This window comes from Candidatus Blochmannia americanus (nom. nud.), assembly GCF_059934915.1.
This window is the reverse complement of the sequence record NZ_CP011792.1, coordinates 247,089-264,572: the sequence shown is the minus strand read 5'-3', so window position 1 is coordinate 264,572 and position 17,484 is coordinate 247,089. Positions and strand designations below refer to the sequence as shown.

General features: G+C 31.2%; 27 protein-coding genes, 1 tRNA gene and 1 rRNA gene. 5 read left to right on the top strand and 24 right to left on the bottom strand.

Going from position 1 to position 17,484, the window contains the following annotated elements; translation table 11 throughout:
- The first annotated feature begins 265 nt into the window (after positions 1-265).
- Complete coding sequence (locus Bamer462_RS01175; RefSeq protein WP_500837875.1) at positions 266-868, top strand: peroxiredoxin C; 603 nt, start codon at positions 266-268, stop codon at positions 866-868.
- A gap of 99 nt (positions 869-967) precedes the next feature.
- Here Bamer462_RS01175 and Bamer462_RS01170 read toward each other — a convergent pair.
- The 3 genes from Bamer462_RS01170 to dnaQ form a co-directional block, all read right to left on the bottom strand.
- A tRNA-Thr gene (locus tag Bamer462_RS01170) sits at positions 968-1,041 on the bottom strand.
- 157 nt (positions 1,042-1,198) lie between these two features.
- A complete protein-coding gene (lpcA, locus tag Bamer462_RS01165) occupies positions 1,199-1,816 on the bottom strand; it encodes a D-sedoheptulose 7-phosphate isomerase (protein ID WP_500837874.1) in 618 nt (205 codons plus the stop codon).
- Between the two features lie 222 nt (positions 1,817-2,038).
- Positions 2,039-2,788 (bottom strand): DNA polymerase III subunit epsilon, encoded by a 750-nt coding sequence (gene dnaQ / locus Bamer462_RS01160; protein ID WP_500837873.1) that lies wholly within the window; start codon positions 2,786-2,788, stop codon positions 2,039-2,041.
- 58 nt (positions 2,789-2,846) lie between these two features.
- On the opposite strand from dnaQ, the gene rnhA reads away from it, so the two are divergent.
- A complete protein-coding gene (gene rnhA, locus Bamer462_RS01155) occupies positions 2,847-3,302 on the top strand; it encodes a ribonuclease HI (RefSeq protein ID WP_500837872.1) in 456 nt (151 codons plus the stop codon).
- Positions 3,303-3,611: 309 nt separating this feature from the next.
- Complete coding sequence (gene gloB, locus Bamer462_RS01150) at positions 3,612-4,367, top strand: hydroxyacylglutathione hydrolase (RefSeq protein ID WP_500837871.1); 756 nt, start codon at positions 3,612-3,614, stop codon at positions 4,365-4,367.
- Between the two features lie 377 nt (positions 4,368-4,744).
- Here the strand turns inward: gloB and rrf are convergent.
- From rrf to tsaC, 3 genes are all read right to left on the bottom strand, one after another.
- Positions 4,745-4,860: ribosomal RNA gene (gene rrf, locus Bamer462_RS01145) — 5S ribosomal RNA — on the bottom strand.
- Between the two features lie 201 nt (positions 4,861-5,061).
- Complete coding sequence (aroE, locus tag Bamer462_RS01140; RefSeq protein WP_500837870.1) at positions 5,062-5,928, bottom strand: shikimate dehydrogenase; 867 nt, start codon at positions 5,926-5,928, stop codon at positions 5,062-5,064.
- Between the two features lie 26 nt (positions 5,929-5,954).
- Positions 5,955-6,497 (bottom strand): L-threonylcarbamoyladenylate synthase type 1 TsaC, encoded by a 543-nt coding sequence (gene tsaC / locus Bamer462_RS01135; protein ID WP_500837869.1) that lies wholly within the window; start codon positions 6,495-6,497, stop codon positions 5,955-5,957.
- A gap of 471 nt (positions 6,498-6,968) precedes the next feature.
- Here tsaC and def point away from each other — a divergent pair, with 471 nt between their 5' ends.
- A complete protein-coding gene (def, locus tag Bamer462_RS01130; RefSeq protein WP_500837868.1) occupies positions 6,969-7,469 on the top strand; it encodes a peptide deformylase in 501 nt (166 codons plus the stop codon).
- Positions 7,470-7,501: 32 nt separating this feature from the next.
- Positions 7,502-8,467, top strand: a complete 966-nt coding sequence (gene fmt / locus Bamer462_RS01125; protein WP_500837867.1) for a methionyl-tRNA formyltransferase — start codon at positions 7,502-7,504, stop codon at positions 8,465-8,467.
- An 84-nt stretch (positions 8,468-8,551) separates the two neighbouring features.
- Here fmt and rplQ read toward each other — a convergent pair whose 3' ends face one another.
- From rplQ to rpsQ, 18 genes are all read right to left on the bottom strand, one after another.
- Entirely contained in the window at positions 8,552-8,926 is a 375-nt protein-coding gene (rplQ, locus tag Bamer462_RS01120; protein ID WP_500837866.1) for a 50S ribosomal protein L17, read from the bottom strand.
- A 44-nt stretch (positions 8,927-8,970) separates the two neighbouring features.
- Positions 8,971-9,963 carry a DNA-directed RNA polymerase subunit alpha gene (locus Bamer462_RS01115; protein ID WP_500837978.1) on the bottom strand — a complete coding sequence of 331 codons (993 nt, stop codon included), beginning with the start codon at positions 9,961-9,963 and terminating at the stop codon, positions 8,971-8,973.
- A gap of 34 nt (positions 9,964-9,997) precedes the next feature.
- Positions 9,998-10,621 carry a 30S ribosomal protein S4 gene (gene rpsD, locus Bamer462_RS01110; RefSeq protein ID WP_500837865.1) on the bottom strand — a complete coding sequence of 208 codons (624 nt, stop codon included), beginning with the start codon at positions 10,619-10,621 and terminating at the stop codon, positions 9,998-10,000.
- A 37-nt stretch (positions 10,622-10,658) separates the two neighbouring features.
- On the bottom strand, positions 10,659-11,051 hold the full coding sequence (gene rpsK, locus Bamer462_RS01105) for a 30S ribosomal protein S11 (RefSeq protein ID WP_500837864.1): 393 nt from the start codon (positions 11,049-11,051) through the stop codon (positions 10,659-10,661).
- A 41-nt stretch (positions 11,052-11,092) separates the two neighbouring features.
- On the bottom strand, positions 11,093-11,449 hold the full coding sequence (gene rpsM, locus Bamer462_RS01100; protein WP_500837863.1) for a 30S ribosomal protein S13: 357 nt from the start codon (positions 11,447-11,449) through the stop codon (positions 11,093-11,095).
- Between the two features lie 45 nt (positions 11,450-11,494).
- Positions 11,495-11,611, bottom strand: a complete 117-nt coding sequence (gene rpmJ, locus Bamer462_RS01095; RefSeq protein ID WP_250242145.1) for a 50S ribosomal protein L36 — start codon at positions 11,609-11,611, stop codon at positions 11,495-11,497.
- A 41-nt stretch (positions 11,612-11,652) separates the two neighbouring features.
- On the bottom strand, positions 11,653-12,984 hold the full coding sequence (secY, locus tag Bamer462_RS01090; RefSeq protein WP_500837977.1) for a preprotein translocase subunit SecY: 1,332 nt from the start codon (positions 12,982-12,984) through the stop codon (positions 11,653-11,655).
- 9 nt (positions 12,985-12,993) lie between these two features.
- On the bottom strand, positions 12,994-13,437 hold the full coding sequence (gene rplO, locus Bamer462_RS01085) for a 50S ribosomal protein L15 (RefSeq protein ID WP_500837862.1): 444 nt from the start codon (positions 13,435-13,437) through the stop codon (positions 12,994-12,996).
- 3 nt (positions 13,438-13,440) lie between these two features.
- Complete coding sequence (gene rpmD / locus Bamer462_RS01080; RefSeq protein WP_500837861.1) at positions 13,441-13,620, bottom strand: 50S ribosomal protein L30; 180 nt, start codon at positions 13,618-13,620, stop codon at positions 13,441-13,443.
- On the bottom strand, positions 13,604-14,128 hold the full coding sequence (rpsE, locus tag Bamer462_RS01075) for a 30S ribosomal protein S5 (protein ID WP_500837860.1): 525 nt from the start codon (positions 14,126-14,128) through the stop codon (positions 13,604-13,606). The genes rpmD and rpsE overlap by 17 nt, the downstream gene beginning before the upstream one ends.
- 15 nt (positions 14,129-14,143) lie before the next feature.
- The gene (gene rplR / locus Bamer462_RS01070) at positions 14,144-14,497 is read right to left on the bottom strand and encodes a 50S ribosomal protein L18 (RefSeq protein WP_500837859.1); all 354 of its coding nucleotides are present in this window, start codon (positions 14,495-14,497) and stop codon (positions 14,144-14,146) included.
- Between the two features lie 34 nt (positions 14,498-14,531).
- A complete protein-coding gene (gene rplF, locus Bamer462_RS01065; protein ID WP_500837858.1) occupies positions 14,532-15,092 on the bottom strand; it encodes a 50S ribosomal protein L6 in 561 nt (186 codons plus the stop codon).
- On the bottom strand, positions 15,082-15,477 hold the full coding sequence (gene rpsH, locus Bamer462_RS01060; protein WP_500837857.1) for a 30S ribosomal protein S8: 396 nt from the start codon (positions 15,475-15,477) through the stop codon (positions 15,082-15,084). Before rpsH ends, rplF begins: the two co-directional genes overlap by 11 nt.
- A 31-nt stretch (positions 15,478-15,508) precedes the next feature.
- Positions 15,509-15,814, bottom strand: a complete 306-nt coding sequence (gene rpsN / locus Bamer462_RS01055) for a 30S ribosomal protein S14 (RefSeq protein ID WP_500837856.1) — start codon at positions 15,812-15,814, stop codon at positions 15,509-15,511.
- 32 nt (positions 15,815-15,846) lie between these two features.
- A complete protein-coding gene (gene rplE / locus Bamer462_RS01050) occupies positions 15,847-16,386 on the bottom strand; it encodes a 50S ribosomal protein L5 (RefSeq protein WP_500837855.1) in 540 nt (179 codons plus the stop codon).
- 12 nt (positions 16,387-16,398) lie between these two features.
- The gene (gene rplX, locus Bamer462_RS01045) at positions 16,399-16,719 is read right to left on the bottom strand and encodes a 50S ribosomal protein L24 (protein WP_500837854.1); all 321 of its coding nucleotides are present in this window, start codon (positions 16,717-16,719) and stop codon (positions 16,399-16,401) included.
- 15 nt (positions 16,720-16,734) lie between these two features.
- On the bottom strand, positions 16,735-17,106 hold the full coding sequence (gene rplN / locus Bamer462_RS01040) for a 50S ribosomal protein L14 (RefSeq protein WP_500837853.1): 372 nt from the start codon (positions 17,104-17,106) through the stop codon (positions 16,735-16,737).
- Between the two features lie 119 nt (positions 17,107-17,225).
- Positions 17,226-17,480 carry a 30S ribosomal protein S17 gene (gene rpsQ, locus Bamer462_RS01035; protein ID WP_500837852.1) on the bottom strand — a complete coding sequence of 85 codons (255 nt, stop codon included), beginning with the start codon at positions 17,478-17,480 and terminating at the stop codon, positions 17,226-17,228.
- Positions 17,481-17,484: the final 4 nt, after the last annotated feature.

The following is a 17,484-nucleotide window of genomic DNA, read 5'->3' as shown; positions in this document are numbered from 1 at the left end:
TTCGAAGTATACTATGTATAGGTATAATACTTGCACAAAATATACAATAAATTATTAAACTATTAACTTAGATAAAATAATTAAAATTTTATAATCATCCTATTTAAACAGGTAGTTATTTTCATTTAAAAAAAATTTAACATAGTATTTATTTGCATAAACTTGATTTCAGCAGTAAGATAAAAATATTGATCATTAATATGACTGTTTATATATGGAATATGTTAATATTTTAAATATATTACAAAAAAATGAGGAACCAAATATGGTGTTAGTCAGTCGTTATGCTCCAGATTTTACTTCTTCTGCCGTATTAGGAAGCGGTGAAATTGTGGATAATTTTAATTTATTAAGTTATATTAATAAAAAAGAAGCAATAATATTTTTTTGGCCTATGGATTTTACTTTTGTTTGCCCATCAGAATTGATTGCTTGTGATAAACGTTATGTTGAATTTCAGAAACGAAATGTAGAAGTTATTGGAATTTCCATAGATTCAGTGTTCGTGCACAACGCTTGGAGACAAATTTCTATAAATCAAGGTGGCGTTGGGTTGTTGAAGTATGTTATGGTTTCTGACATAAAACGTGAAATTATTAAAAAATATGGCATTGAACACTCAAATAAAGGAGTTGCTTTACGAGCTTCTTTTTTAATAGACAAATTAGGAATTATACGACATCAAGTAGTTAATGATCTACCTTTTGGTAGAAATTTTGATGAGATGATTCGTATGGTAGACGCATTGCAGTTTCATGAAGCGCATGGTCTTCTTTGTCCCGCGCAATGGAACAAAAACAAAAAAGGACTAGAAGCATCTCAGACAGGAGTGATGAATTATCTAAAAGATCATGCATCGCAATTATAAAATAAAATATTATAAGGATGAGTCTTACTGGCTGACTAACTCATTTACGTAAATTCTATCTTAAATAGAAAATAAATGTCTTCTTCAATCGCATATTGTTGCCGATAATAGGATTTGAACCTATATCCTTCGCATTACGAATGCGCTGCTCTACCCATATGAGCTATATCGGCATAGTTAGTTACAATATTTTCAATATATCTTTACATATTTTAAAGATATTTTTATCTTGGTCGTTATTACACACTAATGATCTTAAGCCCATTTAGATTATAATAAAAAACAAATAACAAATTTCGTTTTCTATTTATATACCATATATATTCAGTATTACATATTATTATTAGTTTGCATTATTTTCTCGGGGATAGATGCCATTTCTTTCTCTATGAGCAGAATAAGTACATGGATTATTTTAATATGAATTTCTTGAATATGATCAAGATAACTTGAATATGGCGTACAAATTTCTATATCTATGTAATTAGAAAATTCATTTTCTTTTTTTGCTCCAGTTAAAAAAATTATTTTCATACTTCGTTTGTACGCTGCTTCTATAGCATATAAAATATTAGTCGATTGCCCAGAAGTAGATATAGCAAAAAGCAAATCTTTCTCGTTTCCGATAGACTCAATATAACGGGAGAAAACATATTCATATCCAAAATCATTACTGACACATGATAGATATGACGGATCAGAAATAGCAATTGCTGCATAACCTACGCGGTTCTTTCTATAACGTCCAGTTAATTCTTCCGATAAGTGCATAGCATTACAATGCGAACCACCATTGCCACAAGACAACACTTTTCCTCCTATTTTGAAAATATTAGCAATGATCTTTGCAGAGGATTCAACTACATGAATATTGTGCTTTTCTCGAGAAAAAATCTCCATCATTTTTACAGTTTCATTAAATTCATTACAAATTAAATCATGATACATGATCACTCCTGCAAAATAACAAAAAATATATACAGAATATGGGATATCATCATGGTGATGACACAATATGAATATATAAATCTATTTAACAATTATTCATAATAAATACATTTATTACAGATCTTAACTGATCTGTAATATAACATATTTATATAAATAAACGCATAACCATATCATTTTTTATAAAAAATAACTTAAAAAAAATCATCACCCGATATATCATTACTTCCGCCATATATAATGTTTATTTATCTGTTGTATATGATCTAAACATTCTTCATGAGCTAATCTTTCTTGTTCATTGGCGTAAATGATTTTCAACGATGTTGAATTTATACATTTCATACTATTCAAGCGTATTACATTATTAATTTTATTATCTGCCATATTTCTATTCGTTATTTCCATGAATTCCATTTTTGTCTGTCCTCCACTCATAGACAAAAATACATTAGCCAAAAGTTGCGCATCAATTAAAGCGCTATGTAGATTTCGTCGTTTATCATTATTAATAAAATAACGTTCGCATAATGCATCTAAATTATTACGTTGTCCTGGAAATGTTTTGCGAGCTAATCTTAAACTATCAATTATAGTACAACAAGATTCTATTTTTTTTGAATTTACATTATACATCCGTAATTCTTGGTTAAGAAAACCTAAATCAAACGGAGCGTTGTGAATAATTAAATCACTATCACGAATAAATGTTAAAAATTCATTTACTACTTCTGAAAAAGCTGGTTGGTTTTTTAAAAATTGATCGCTAATTCCATGAACCTGGAAAGCCTCAATATCAACTGTGCGATTTGGTTTCAGATAAACATGGAAGTTCTTGCCAGTTAAATGACGGTTTATTATTTCTACCGCACCAATTTCAATAACCCTATGTCCCTCATAATGAATTCCAAATTTGTTCATACCAGTAGTTTCAGTATCTAAAGCAATTTGCCGTACAATATTAGTGCTCATAACTTCTCATTTGTGTCACACTACTTGTTTTAATTGACATTATAATATACCTGATAATATGTATAAAAAAATAGAAATTTTCACGGATGGCTCATGTCTTGGCAACCCAGGTCCAGGTGGTTGTGCTGCAATATTACGATATAAACAACATAAGAAAGAATTCAGTCTCGGATACCGATTAACTACTAATAATCGTATGGAATTGATGGCCGCCATTATTGCCTTAGAATCACTTAAAAATCCATGTCAAATTACTTTGAATACTGATAGCCAATATTTATTACACGGAATCACTCAATGGATTCATATATGGAAAAAACATCATTGGAAAACCTCTGAAGAAAAATTAGTAAAAAATATTGATTTATGGCAACGTCTAGACACAGCAATACAAATTCATAATATTATGCATTGGAATTGGCTAAAAAGCCATACTGGCCATCCAGATAATGAACGATGCGATCAATTAGCTCGACTAGCTGCCAAACATCCTATAAATGAAGATTTTTACTAATGACAATAATATTGTCACAATCAATATTAATATTTTATTATATGAAAAAATATATATATATTATCAATATAAGTAATGTCAGTATATAAAACCTTTATATCAAATTTTTATAAATCAAGCTACATCTAACATTTTGCTATGTAGTAATGCTAATACTAGTCACAACAATTATTTGAACCCCCCTCTAATCTATATGTATATCTAAAAAAAAATAATTTTAGTACTAAATAATAATTTTTATCCATTGCATATTATTAAGAAAATTTTAAAATAAACACTTTAAACTATTACAAAATGACGATATTAATCATGAATATCATTAGAATTCCAGCATTAAATACTAATTATATTTGGCTGCTATATAATCACAGCAATGAATGTATAATTATCGATCCAGGAGAAACAATAAAAATAATGAATGTTTTAAAGAGATTTCAATTGACATTACGATCAATTTTATTGACTCATAATCATGCTGATCATGTTAACGGAGTGAGCGCATTGGTTCAACATTTTCCAAAAACAATTGTTTATGGTCCTATGGAAACTAAAAACAACGGCTCTAACTGCTTAATATCAGAAGGAGATGATTTTACATTATTACAGAAAAAATTTAAAGTTCTTAATTTACCTGGCCATACACCAGGACATATTGGCTTTTATAGCAAGCCTTGGTTGTTTTGTGGAGACACAGTATTTTCTGCAGGTTGCGGTAAAATCCACTCAGGGCTTTCTCAGCATATGTATGCGTCTTTTATAAAAATTAAGCATCTTCCTTATAATACTTTAATTTTTGGAGGACACGAATATACCTTATCTAATCTTAATTTCGCTATTTCTATTTTTCCTCAAGATCAGTTTATTATCAACTATCGTAATAATGTTATTAAATTACGTAAACACAACCAACCTACTGTACCAACAACATTAAATTTGGAACTACAAGTTAACCCTTTCTTTCGTTGCAATAATTTAAATGTAAAAAAATCACTAAATTTATCTCCTGACATAAAAGAAGAATGGCAATTCTTTTCTGAATTACGCAAAAAAAAAGATTCGTTTTAATTTTTCTGTTCTAACATATATTATATAATTACTAACCCCCTGTTGCTCAGGGAGCCAGGCAATAGTCATTACCTGAATGATATTTTTACTTTAATAAAACTTATCTCATTAACCATCAAAAATTCCAATTTATATTCTATATTTATATAAATATTAATTTTAATTACAATCGTAATTACTTTTATAATTCTGTAATTATATCATAAGAGACGCTTTATCGTATATTTAGACCGAACATAATATGTTTTTATATATACATAATACTCATTATAACTACAATGATCAATTAAATTAGTAATAAAAAAAATTAATTCATCCGTATTGTTTATTTTAATTATTTTTTAATTTTAGTTATTAAAATTAATTAAAAGTAAAATACCTGGCAGCCCCCTACTCTCGCATGAGGAAACCCCACACTACCATCGGTACTACGACATTTCACTTCTGAGTTCGAAATGGAATCAGGTGGTTCTATCGCGCTAACGCCGCCAAGTATAGCGCTATATACTAGCACTATAGTATTAAATAATCAATTTAATATTTTATATTATTTTAATTTTTTACAAATTTAAATAGATTTAAACAACATCAAACTCATCTATCTATATATATATATATTACAGATAATAATGTCTAAAAATTTAGTATTATGTAATAATCTACATTTACTATTTTAAAAACAATCAAAATAATTTTACACATATAGTACAGATCTTAAATGATCTAATACAGGATCAATAGAAGGTAATAAATTATGCCACAAAAAAAATGCATAAGCCGCTTGCCCTACTAACATACCTAATCCGTCTGAACAATAATCTGATCCGTTTTCTTTACACCATGTTATGAATGATGTGTCCTGCTTTTGGTAAAATAAATCATAACATTTAGTTATAGGAGCAATAAAAGATGATGGTATTTCTGGAATAGCATGGCACATGCTACTATTTGTAGCATTAATAATTAAACTATATGTATTGGTATCACCATATAATCTATTCCAAGGCATACATGATATATTTTTATATCCTATCTTATGATAATAAGAAGTTAACTCTTGTGCTTTAGAGAATGTTCTATTCACTATGTGAATAGAACATTTTGCTATAGTAGTGGATAAAATAGGAACAATTCCCTTTGCAGCACCCCCGGCGCCAATTAATAAAACATTTGCTATCATAGATTTATTATCGGTGATATTATTATTGCTGTCTAACCAATTAAGACGTTTTAAATCACTAATCAATCCCATACCATCAGTATTATCTCCTAGCAAAATACCATTTTTTAGTTTTTTTATCGTATTAACTGAACGAGCTATTTCAGCTCGTTCAGTTAATTGATTGCATAATAAATATGCATTCTCTTTAAACGGGGAGGTGACATTTGCTCCCAATCCACCTAATTCAAAAAAATTATATAATAAATAATTAAAGTTATCTTGTAATGCCAATTTTAGATCATATTTTTTTGATATTCCAATTTCATTTGCAAATAATGCGTAAATTTCTGCCGATTTACTATGTTTGATTGGATTACCAAAAACAGCAAAAGAACTCATCTATTTATCTCTCTTAATAACAAAAATCATCCACGAATTAATTTTCCAGTCATAACATCTCTAATTTCTGAAGGATTAGGTCTTCCGAGTACATCTTCTTTCATGATGGGTATACTATATCCAAATTGTTGATATACTTCTGTAACAGTACGCGCAGGGGGTTGTCCAGATACGTTTGCGCTAGTAGACACTAAAGGTTTTCCAAAAGCCAAGCAAAGACGCTGAACTGGTTCAAAATGACTAATTCGTACTGCTATGGAACAAAATCGCCCTGTTAACCAATATGGGCTATTAGCTCTTACTGGGAACACCCACGTTACCGGTCCAGGCCAAGTAGAAAAAACTTGTGATTGTTGTTTTTTATTTAAGCAACTATCATCAATATACTTCAGCAATTGTGTATAGCTAGCAGCAATTAAAATTAAACCTTTTTTCCATGATCTATTTTTGATTTTTAACAAAGTTAATATCGCATTTTTACTATCAGGATCACATCCTAATCCAAACACTGATTCCGTTGGATAACCAATCACCTTACCTTGATATAATTGTGTCAGTAGATTTTTCATGCTTATCAAATGATATATCCTGATCATAAACCATTATCTAATCAATTATCTGATGAAACATCATACAATATTATTTTACTGAAATCGATATTTAAAACTAACATTTTTTACATTATTGATTATATGACTTTTAAGTCATATATGAAATATACGATATTTCAAGTTTTGATATATCAATTATTTTTATCAAAAAATGTGATTAAATTATCATATCAAAAATATTTTGTAAGATAATCCTTGCAATACTTTGTGTGTGTTGAAAACGCACCAAATATTTATCTAATCATTCCATTAGACAATACATTCCAAAAAAAAAAATCAAAGATAATCAAAAATATCATCTAATTCAAATAATTTTTCCAATACCTTTTTGATATGAAGATAAAATATCCGTGTTTTATCTTAACTATTTCCATAAATCATCAAATAATATATAATTTTTTTAAATTTAATTAAATAATTTTTTATTTTATGTCAATATTAGAAATATTACTTTATCCTGATAAACGTCTTAGAATAATTGCTGATCCTGTTATTGCGGTATCTGATGATACGAGACAAATCATAAGTGATATGTTTGATACTATGTATTTTAAAAAAGGTATTGGACTAGCTGCAACACAGGTTAATGTTCATCAACAAATTGTTGTTGTAGACCTATGTATGAAAAACAAACAACGTTTAGTTTTTATTAATCCTGTTATTACAAAAAAAATAGGTACTATCAGTATCTCTGAAAGTTGTCTATCTATTCCCCAAATACATGAGATTATTCCGCGTTCAGAAAGGATCATTATTCAATCGTTAGACCAAAATGGTAATAGATTCGAAATGGAGGCAAACAATCTATTATCAATTTGCATTCAACACGAAATAGATCACTTATTTGGTAAACTTTTTATTGATTATTTATCTCCATTAAAAATTAAAAAAATTCACAAAAAAATAAAAAAACTATCTAAAATATTTTAAAAATACCCAATTTCTTCTTCAATATATATATTATGGTACACTTGAAATCATTACGTATCGCTTTTTTTGGAACTACAAGTTTCTCAGCATGGCATTTACATGCATTGACTCACTTGTCTACCCATAAGATAACAGCAATTTTTTCTCAAGAAATGAAACTATCTCGGTATAACTCCTCTTTATCTTTATATGAGATATCAAAAAAGCACAATATATCTTTTTTCCAGTCCAATATTTTATCCGTTGCGGATATTATTGATATTATAAAAAAACTTAATGTGGATCTAATAGTAGTTGTATCCTACGGATTTATTCTACCACAAGAAATATTAAATATTCCACGATTAGGTTGTATTAACGTACATGGTTCATTATTACCTCGTTGGCGCGGTCCAGCGCCAATTCAACGTGCATTAGAACATGGTGATTCCATTACGGGAATAACCATCATTCAAATGGATGTAGGTATCGATACTGGAGATATTCTGCATATTATGCCTTGCAAAATTTTTCCAAAAGATACCAGTTATACCCTTTCTAATAGATTATCAAATATTGGATCGGCTATGCTATCCCAAGTACTTGATCAACTTACATTAGGAATAAACACTGCAATATCTCAAGACTCAACTTATGCTACATATGCATATAAATTAGATAAACAAGAAGCACGCATTAATTGGAATTTATCAGCTATCCAACTAGAACGATGTATCCGGGCTTTTAATCCATGGCCAATTAGTTATTTTCAAATAAAAAATCATCGTATTAAAGTATGGGATGCTGAAGTTAGTAATCCAGATATGCCTAATTATTTGACATTACCCGTACTGCCAGGCACCATATTGACAATTAATTCAAATGGTATTTATGTGAGTACTGGTTCTGGAATATTAATACTTACTATACTACAAATTGCAGGAAAAAAGAAAACATCCATACGAGATATTATCAATGGGCATAAGGAATGGTTCAGGCCCTACTCTGTACTAAAATAAAATACACTCAATATTTTATCTAACTAAGTTTAATTATTCTTCCCTATAATAACCTCTCCTATACTAGAAATATTATTATATTTCTTATTCTATTTTAATTTTAGATCGTTCTACTAATTCTATATATGCCATAGGAGCGCTATCTCCTTTACGTAACCCACATTTTAGTATGCGAGTATATCCTCCAGGACGATTACAGAAATGTGGGCTAATTTGTGTAAATAATTTTGTAACAATATTATTGTTTCTGATTTTAGAAAAAACTAAACGACGATTCGCAATCGTATCCACTTTACAACACGTAATCAACGGTTCAATAACGAGACGCAGTGCTTTAGCTTTAGACAACGTAGTTTTTATAATATGATGAGTGGTCAATGATACAACCATATTTCTAAACATAGATCTACGATGAGCACTGGTTCGATTTAATTTAAAACCACTTTTTCTATGACGCATAATAAATTACCTGAATTTATAATACTAAGTTAGTTATAAATATATTAACTATCTAAAATACTTTCCGGAGGCCAATTTTCTAACCGTGTTCCCAAAGATAATCCACGAGATGCTAATACATCCTTTATTTCTGTCAAAGATTTTTTTCCTAAATTAGGGGTCTTTAATAATTCTACTTCTGTTCGTTGTACTAAATCTCCAATATAATGAATAGATTCTGCTTTTAGACAATTAGCAGAACGCACAGTAAGTTCCAAATCATCAACAAGACGTAACAAAATTGGATCAAATTCCGGTTTTTCTTCTTTATGTTCTGGTTGACGTATATCTCTTAAATCAATGAACGCTTCAAGTTGTTCAGACAAAATTGTTGCGGCACGCCTAATTGCTTCTTCTGGTTCTATAGTGCCATCAGTTTCCATATCAATAATTAATTTATCTAAATCTGTGCGTTGTTCAACACGAGCAGCTTCTACATTATAAGAAATTCTTTCTACCGGGCTATAGCATGCATCTAATAATAATCGACCAATTGGCAAGACATCTGATTCAGGATTAAACCTAGAAGAAGCCGGCACATAACCTCTTCCACGCTGTACTTTAATACGCATATTAATAGATGTATTCTTATCAGTTATATGGCATATAATATGTTCTGGCGTAATAATTTTTACACTGTTACTATCACGTGATATATCATTTGCAACTACAGGCCCGATACCAGATTTTTTTAAAATTAAAGTAATATGATCTTTTCCTTCAATTCTGATAGCTAATTTCTTTAAGTTGAGTAAAATTTCTAAAATATCTTCTTGTATGCCTTCTTTCGTGCTATACTCATGCAATACTCCATCAATTTCGACCTCCGTTATAGCATACCCGGGCATTGAAGAAAGTAAGATACGACGCAGGGCATTCCCCAATGTATGACCAAATCCTCGTTCCAATGGCTCTAAAGTAACTTTAGCATGTGTTTTAGTAATTTGTTCAATATCTACTAAACGGGGCTTTAAAAATTCTATTACAGAGCTCTGCATTATTGCCTCTCTTTTCATGATTTTACAATTTTACTTACTTTGAATATAACTCAACGATTAAGTGTTCATCGATATTTGCAGATAATTCATTACGCTCTGGATAACGTTTAAATAAACCTTGTAGCCTAATAGGATCAACTTCAATCCACCCTAATTTTTCTTTTTGTTGCTCAGCGAGTTCTAAAGAAGCACGAATCCTGGATTGCTTATGTGATCCGCTATGTATCTTAATAACAGTATTAGGAACAACTTGATATGAAGCTATATTCACAATATGGTTACCAACAACAACAGACTTATGGCTAACTAACTGTCGTGCCTCAGCGCGTGTTGCCCCAAACCCCATACGATATACAATATTATCTAATCTACTTTCTAGCAATTTTAATAAATTTTCGCCCGTATTACCTTTAATACGGGTAGCTTTCTTATAATAATTAGAGAATTGACGTTCTAAAATTCCATATATGCGTCTAACTTTTTGTTTTTCTCGTAGCTGTACTCCATAATCTGAAAACCGAGATTTACGCATACTATGCTGTCCTGGAGGTTGTTCAAGTTTACATTTAGAATCGATTGAACGAATTCCGGATTTTAAAAAAAGGTCCGTACCTTCTCGACGACTGAGTTTAAGTTTAGGTCCTAAATATTTTGCCATATACTTTATTTCCTTAAAAATAACCAATACATATTCTTTAGACACGGCGTTTTTTGGAAGGACGACACCCATTATGAGGAATCGGAGTAACATCAGTAATGCTAGTAATGTGGAATCCTACTGCGTTTAACGCTCGCACTGCAGATTCTCGTCCTGGTCCCGGCCCTTTCACCATAACTTCTAAATTTTTTATTCCATATTCTTGCACTATTTCAGCGCAACGTTCTGCCGCTATTTGAGCAGCAAATGGTGTAGATTTACGAGACCCTCGAAACCCAGAGCCTCCTGCTGTAGCCCATCCTAAAGTATTACCTTGCCTATCGCTAATGGTAATAATAGTATTATTAAAAGATGCATGTATGTGCGCCACACCATCTAAAATTTGTTTTTTAAGCCGCCTGCGCGCTCTAAGATTGGATGATTTAATCATTTTATATTTTATACACTTTCTTTTTTTATTTATTACTTAAGTTATTTATGTATAGATTTACGAGGCCCCTTACGGGTTCTTGCATTTGTTCGCGTTCTTTGTCCACGTACTGGTAAATTACGGCGATGACGTAATCCTCGGTAAGTACCAAGATCTATCAAACGTTTGATGTTTAAAGTTACTTCACGACGTAAATCCCCTTCTACAATATATTTACCAACCGCATCACGTAATTTATCTATGTGTATTTCAGATAACTTACAAAGTTGTATATGTTCATTTATGCCTATATGCAAACAAATCAAACGAGCACGAGATTTCCCAATGCCATAAATTGACGTTAAAGCAACAAAGGCATGTTTTCGATCAGGTACATTAACACCTGCTATACGTACCACTATTTTTATACTCCTAAAAATTAATTATTCTACGTTTAATAACAATCATCCTTGTCTCTGTTTATGTTTCGGATCTACACGACAAACTACACGAATAACATTGTGTCTCTTCACAATTTCACAATAACGACATAATTTTTTCACTGACGTACGTACTTTCATAATTTTCCCTATATGCAAAATATAATATTTTTAATCAACGATTAAAATGTTTTAAATTTGCTTTTTTTCAACACAGATTCATATTGACTAGACATCATTAAAGTTTGTATTTGGGCCATGAAATCCATAATTACTACAACTACAATGAGTAAAGATGTTCCCCCAAAATAAAAAGGGACTTTCATTGCAATTCTCATAAACTCTGGTACTAAGCAAATGAATGTAACATATATTGCGCCAATAAAAGTCAAACGAATCATAATTTTATTAATATATTTAGCAGTCTGATCCCCCGGTCTAATTCCAGGAACAAACGCTCCGGATTTTTTTAAATTTTCAGCTGTTTCTCTCGGATTAAAAACTAAAGATGTATAAAAAAAACAGAAAAAAATAACTGCTGCTGCATACAGCAAAATATATAGTGGTTGACCTGGTTGTAGATACAAAGAAATCATAATTAGCCATTGCCAACTGGTGCTACTGCTAAACCAAGAAACAACAGTGCCTGGGAACAGGATTACACTAGAAGCAAAAATAGCAGGAATAACACCAGCCATATTTACTTTCAGTGGTAAGTGTGTACTTTGGGCAGCATAAATACGACGACCTTGCTGACGTTGAGCATAATGCACTAAAATACGACGTTGTCCTCTCTCCATAAATACAACGAAAAAAGTAATACTAAATACTAGGCAAATAACTAAAATTAATATAAAGAAATGTAATTCATCTTGTCGCACTTGTTCTATGGTATGTCCTATGGCAAGTGGCAACCCAGCAACTATCCCTGAAAAAATAATAATTGAAATACCATTTCCTATACCTCTATTAGTAATTTGATCACCTAACCACATTAAAAAAACAGTGCCACAAACAAGACTAATAATTGCTATGCAATAAAAAGTAAATCCTGGATTAATCACTAACCCCGACACACTAGGTAAACTAGTAACAATGCCTACCGACTGCAATATTCCCAGTATTAAAGTTCCATAGCGAATGTATTGATTAATCACTCTCCTTCCGCTTTCTCCTTCTTTTTTAATTTCTATTAAAACAGGGTGTACTGCGGTTAATAATTGCACAATAATTGAAGCTGAAATATATGGCATGATTCCTAAACTAAAGATAGAAGCACGACTTAAGGACCCTCCAGAAAACATATTAAACATTTCAATAATAGTACCCTGTTGTTGTTCAAGAATTTTTGCTAAAATAATTAAATCCACCCCCGGGATTGGGATAAATGATCCTATACGGAAAATAATTAAGGCACCAATCACAAACATAATCCTACGTTTTAATTCGTTCAACCCACCTTTTACGCTTTGAAAAGTAGATGTAGATCGTCGTCGTATATTAGTAATTGTCATCATTTTAATTTAATTATCCTCTACTATTTGACCACCTATCGCTCGAATTGCAGTTCGCGCGCCTTTGCTTATGCCTAATAAGCTACTTATTGTGATAGGACATTTAATTTCTCCAGACATTATAATTTTAACAAACTTAATTTTATGTTTAATAATATTATATGTTTTTAAAATATTTAAATCTATTACTTTATCTGAAACACAAGATAGATCAGATAATCTAATTTCTTGAGTAACCATAGCTTTTCGAGATACAAATCCAAATTTTGGTAATCTACGATATAAAGGAGTCTGACCTCCTTCAAATCCAAGACGAATCTTCCCTCCAGAACGAGATTTTTGTCCTTTATGCCCACGACCCCCTGTTTTACCTAATCCAGATCCTATACCTCGACCCACTCGTTTACTTAAATGCTTAGCTCCTCTAGACGGAGAAATAGTATTAAGATACATGATTTACTGCTCCACTTTGATCATGTAATTGATTAATCTAATCATACCACGAATGGCAGGCGTATCAATTCTTTCAACAGTATTTCTGATATGACGCAAACCTAACCCATGCAAAGTTGCCTTATGTTTTGGTTTACACCCAATAGAACTTTTAATCTGAGTAAGTTTAATAATTTTTAACATAATTATAACAACCTAAAATTTCTTTAATAGATTTTCCTCGTTTTTCTGCAATCATTGCAGGAGATTTCATATTCTGCAACGCATGCATAGTCGCACGTACTATATTGATCGGATTTGTAGAACCATAAGCCTTTGCTAATACATTATGTATTCCAACTACTTCTAAAATCGCACGCATTGTAGTTCCAGCAATGATTCCAGTCCCTTCGGAAGCGGGTTGCATATAAATACGAGAACCTGTATATACCCCTTGAACTGCGTGCTGTAAAGTACCTTTATATAAAGAAATAACTACCATATTACGACGCGCTTTTTCCATAGATTTTTGAATTGCTGAAGGAACTTCACGAGCCTTACCGTAACCAAATCCTACACGACCATTTGCATCTCCTACCACAGTTAGAGCTGTAAAACTAAACACACGACCACCTTTTACCGTCTTGGATACTCGATTTACCGTAATCAATTTTTCTTGCAATTCACCAGGCTGTTTGTCGATATATTTCATGTCATTTACCTTGCTTTAAAAGCTTAACCCAGCTTGTCTAGCACAATCAGCTAAAATCTTTACCCTACCATGATATTTAAATCCAGAACGATCAAAGGACACATCTATGATACCTTTTTTTATTGCACGTTCTGCAACAATTTTTCCTACTATGGCTGCAGCTTGTTTATTACTAGTTGTTTTCAATTGACTAGAAATTAATTTTTCCGTCGTAGAAGCTGTAACTAAAACATCAGAATTATTCTTTGCAATTACTTGAGCATAAATATGCCGGCAAGTCCGATGCACCACTAATCTAATAACACCTAATTTACATAACTTTTTTCGTGTTTTCATAGCTCTTCTGATACGAGCATCTTTTTTATTCATATTATATTATTCTCTATATGATTGATAATCATCATCATCTTTTCTTAGCATTTTTACTATGTACTATCTCATTTATATAACGAATACCTTTGCCCTTAAAAGGCTCGGGAGGACGCAGTGCCCTTAAATCTGCTGCAACCTGACCAACAAGTTGTTTATTCATGCCTGTTAAAACAATCTCGGTATAACTTGGACATGTTGCTGTAATTCCTACAGGTAATATATAATTAATAGAATGAGATAACCCTATGATTAAGTTGATAATATTACCTTGAATAGACACACGATAACCAATTCCTATGAGTTGTAATTTCTTAGTGAAACCAATCGTAACACCAGTAATCATACCATGAATTAATGCTCGTGTTGTTCCTATTAAAGCTTTGTTTTTAACATTAATACTATCGGTATATACTAACAGTTTTGATGTCTCATATAATTGAACATCAACCAATTTGTGTAATATGCAAGTCAACGTACCAAGCTCACCTGTAATACGAATGCAATGGTCTTTAATTTTTATTGTTATTTTATTAGGGATAAAAATCATTGTTTTACATACATGGTGTGGTGATATTTTGGTATTAAGACACATAACATATGATCTCCCCACCAACATTAAGCTTCCGAGCTTTATTATCTGTAATGACACCTTTAGAGGTAGAAACTATAACAACACCCATACCAGACATTACCTGAGGTAATTCCTTCGTCTTTTTATAGATACGTAGTCCGGGTCGACTAATGCGCTGTATAGTATCTATGACAGGCTTTCTTTTTTGATAATATTTTAAAAATACTTCTAAAATAGGTTTAATGCTATCTTTAATGTTATATCTTTTTATGAATCCCTCTTCTAGTAATACATGAACAATTGCCACCTTCATTGTAGAAGAAGGAATACAAATTTTTTCTTTTTTAGCAATTTGTCCATTACGTATAGTTGTTAACATCTCTGCGATCGAATCTTGCATACTCATTATAACTCCAGCAATAAAAATATTATTACAATTACCAACTAGCTTTTCTTAAACCAGGTATTTCGCCTCGCATAGCAGCTTCGCGTACCTTCATACGGCTCAATCCAAATTTTCTTAAAAAAGCGTGAGGACGTCCAGTATGACGACACCGATTACGTCGTCTAGATGGACTAGAATCACGTGGTAAAGTTTGTAATTTTAAAACAGCATTCCAACGCTCCTCTTTAGGAATACGTTGATTAATAATAATTTTTTTAAGAGAAATACGTTGCGCATAATACTTATTCACTAACTTTAAACGCTTTGTTTCACGTGCTTTTATAGATTCTTTAGTCATGATCAACGCTCCTTCTACTTGAAGTAATACAATTATTTTCTAAATGGAAAGCGAAAATCACTTAATAAAGCATATGCTTCATCGTCAGAAATAGCGCTAGTAGTGATAGTAATGTCCATTCCTCGCATATCATCAACAGTATCGTAATCAATTTCTGGAAAAATAATTTGTTCACGAATTCCAATAGTATAATTACCATGGCCATCAAAAGAGTTAACAGATAATCCGCGAAAATCGCGAATACGAGGCATAGCAATAGAGAGAAATCTTTCAAGAAATTCCCACATGCGCATGCTTCGTAAAGTTACCTTGCAACCAATAGGTTGACCCTGACGAATTTTAAAACTAGAAATAGATTTACGTGCTTTAGTAATTACTGGTTTTTGCCCTGAAATTACCATTAAATCTCCCGCTGCTTTTTCCAAAAGCTTTTTATTAATAACAGATTTACCAACTCCCATATTAATAGTAATTTTTTTAATTATAGGAACTTGCATAATAGATTGATACTGAAATTTATGCATTAAATTCTTTATTATATGATTTTTATAATAATTATATAAGTTAGCCATATACTATTCCGATCATTTGATAATATCCCCACTAGACTTAAAAATACGTACTTTTTTTCCATTTTGTATTTTAAATCCTACACGATCTACTTTATTTAAAGTAGTATTAAATATCGCAACGTTGGATACATCAATAGATGCTTCTTTTTCAATAACACCTCCTGGTTGATTTTTATTAGGAATAGGTTTTTGGTGTTTTTTTACCAAATTTATTCCTGTCACTATAACTCTACCGGTATCGTAAAAAACACGCTGTACTATACCTTTCTTCCCTTTATCTTTTCCACTTAATACCATAACTTCATCGTTACGCTTAATTTTCGCTGCTGCCATATATAATCATCTCCATTAAAGTACTTCAGGAGCTAAAGAAATAATTTTCATAAATTTTTCATTGCGTAATTCACGAGTTACTGGACCAAAAATACGAGTACCAACGGGTTGGATATTCGCATCATTTAACAATACGCAGGCATTATTATCAAATCTAATAACAGATCCATCTGAGCGACGTACACCTTTTTTTGTACGGACTACAACAGCTTTTAATACATCGCCTTTTTTCACTTTAGCACGTGGTACTGCTTCTTTAATAGCAACTTTAATGACGTCTCCTATAGCTGCATAACGACGACCAGAACCCCCTAATACCTTAATACACATTGCGTACCGCGCTCCAGAATTATCAGCAACATTTAAAATAGTGCGTTCTTGAATCACACAACACCCCATAATAGTAATTAATTTAAATTTTAATATATTACATGCATGTAATATATTTTAATTTATTAGTTATTTTTAATAAAATCTGTTATTAATTCATACAATTATTATTTTTTTTAAAAATCTGATTTTTTGATAATAGAAGTTAATATCCAAGATTTTGTTTTAGACATAGGACGACATTCTTGTACTTCAACAAGATCCCCAACATCGGACTCATTATTAGGATCATGCACATGCAGTTTAGTGGTACGTTTAATAAATTTTTTATATGTTGAATGTTTAATCAATCGTTCTATGGATATAATAACAGATTTGTTCATTTTTTTGCTAACTATATGACCTAATTGGATATGAATCCTATCACCCATGGAA

Coding starts and splice junctions, on each gene's coding strand:
- Bamer462_RS01175 (WP_500837875.1), top strand. CDS start 266: ATGGTGTTAGTCAGTCGTTATGCTCCAGATTTTACTTCTTCTGCCGTA.
- lpcA (WP_500837874.1), bottom strand. CDS start 1,816: ATGTATCATGATTTAATTTGTAATGAATTTAATGAAACTGTAAAAATG.
- dnaQ (WP_500837873.1), bottom strand. CDS start 2,788: ATGAGCACTAATATTGTACGGCAAATTGCTTTAGATACTGAAACTACT.
- rnhA (WP_500837872.1), top strand. CDS start 2,847: ATGTATAAAAAAATAGAAATTTTCACGGATGGCTCATGTCTTGGCAAC.
- gloB (WP_500837871.1), top strand. CDS start 3,612: ATGAATATCATTAGAATTCCAGCATTAAATACTAATTATATTTGGCTG.
- aroE (WP_500837870.1), bottom strand. CDS start 5,928: ATGAGTTCTTTTGCTGTTTTTGGTAATCCAATCAAACATAGTAAATCG.
- tsaC (WP_500837869.1), bottom strand. CDS start 6,497: ATGAAAAATCTACTGACACAATTATATCAAGGTAAGGTGATTGGTTAT.
- def (WP_500837868.1), top strand. CDS start 6,969: ATGTCAATATTAGAAATATTACTTTATCCTGATAAACGTCTTAGAATA.
- fmt (WP_500837867.1), top strand. CDS start 7,502: ATGGTACACTTGAAATCATTACGTATCGCTTTTTTTGGAACTACAAGT.
- rplQ (WP_500837866.1), bottom strand. CDS start 8,926: ATGCGTCATAGAAAAAGTGGTTTTAAATTAAATCGAACCAGTGCTCAT.
- Bamer462_RS01115 (WP_500837978.1), bottom strand. CDS start 9,963: ATGCAGAGCTCTGTAATAGAATTTTTAAAGCCCCGTTTAGTAGATATT.
- rpsD (WP_500837865.1), bottom strand. CDS start 10,621: ATGGCAAAATATTTAGGACCTAAACTTAAACTCAGTCGTCGAGAAGGT.
- rpsK (WP_500837864.1), bottom strand. CDS start 11,051: ATGATTAAATCATCCAATCTTAGAGCGCGCAGGCGGCTTAAAAAACAA.
- rpmJ (WP_250242145.1), bottom strand. CDS start 11,611: ATGAAAGTACGTACGTCAGTGAAAAAATTATGTCGTTATTGTGAAATT.
- secY (WP_500837977.1), bottom strand. CDS start 12,984: ATGACAATTACTAATATACGACGACGATCTACATCTACTTTTCAAAGC.
- rplO (WP_500837862.1), bottom strand. CDS start 13,437: ATGTATCTTAATACTATTTCTCCGTCTAGAGGAGCTAAGCATTTAAGT.
- rpmD (WP_500837861.1), bottom strand. CDS start 13,620: ATGTTAAAAATTATTAAACTTACTCAGATTAAAAGTTCTATTGGGTGT.
- rpsE (WP_500837860.1), bottom strand. CDS start 14,128: ATGAAATATATCGACAAACAGCCTGGTGAATTGCAAGAAAAATTGATT.
- rplR (WP_500837859.1), bottom strand. CDS start 14,497: ATGAATAAAAAAGATGCTCGTATCAGAAGAGCTATGAAAACACGAAAA.
- rplF (WP_500837858.1), bottom strand. CDS start 15,092: ATGTGTCTTAATACCAAAATATCACCACACCATGTATGTAAAACAATG.
- rpsH (WP_500837857.1), bottom strand. CDS start 15,477: ATGAGTATGCAAGATTCGATCGCAGAGATGTTAACAACTATACGTAAT.
- rpsN (WP_500837856.1), bottom strand. CDS start 15,814: ATGACTAAAGAATCTATAAAAGCACGTGAAACAAAGCGTTTAAAGTTA.
- rplE (WP_500837855.1), bottom strand. CDS start 16,386: ATGGCTAACTTATATAATTATTATAAAAATCATATAATAAAGAATTTA.
- rplX (WP_500837854.1), bottom strand. CDS start 16,719: ATGGCAGCAGCGAAAATTAAGCGTAACGATGAAGTTATGGTATTAAGT.
- rpsQ (WP_500837852.1), bottom strand. CDS start 17,480: ATGGGTGATAGGATTCATATCCAATTAGGTCATATAGTTAGCAAAAAA.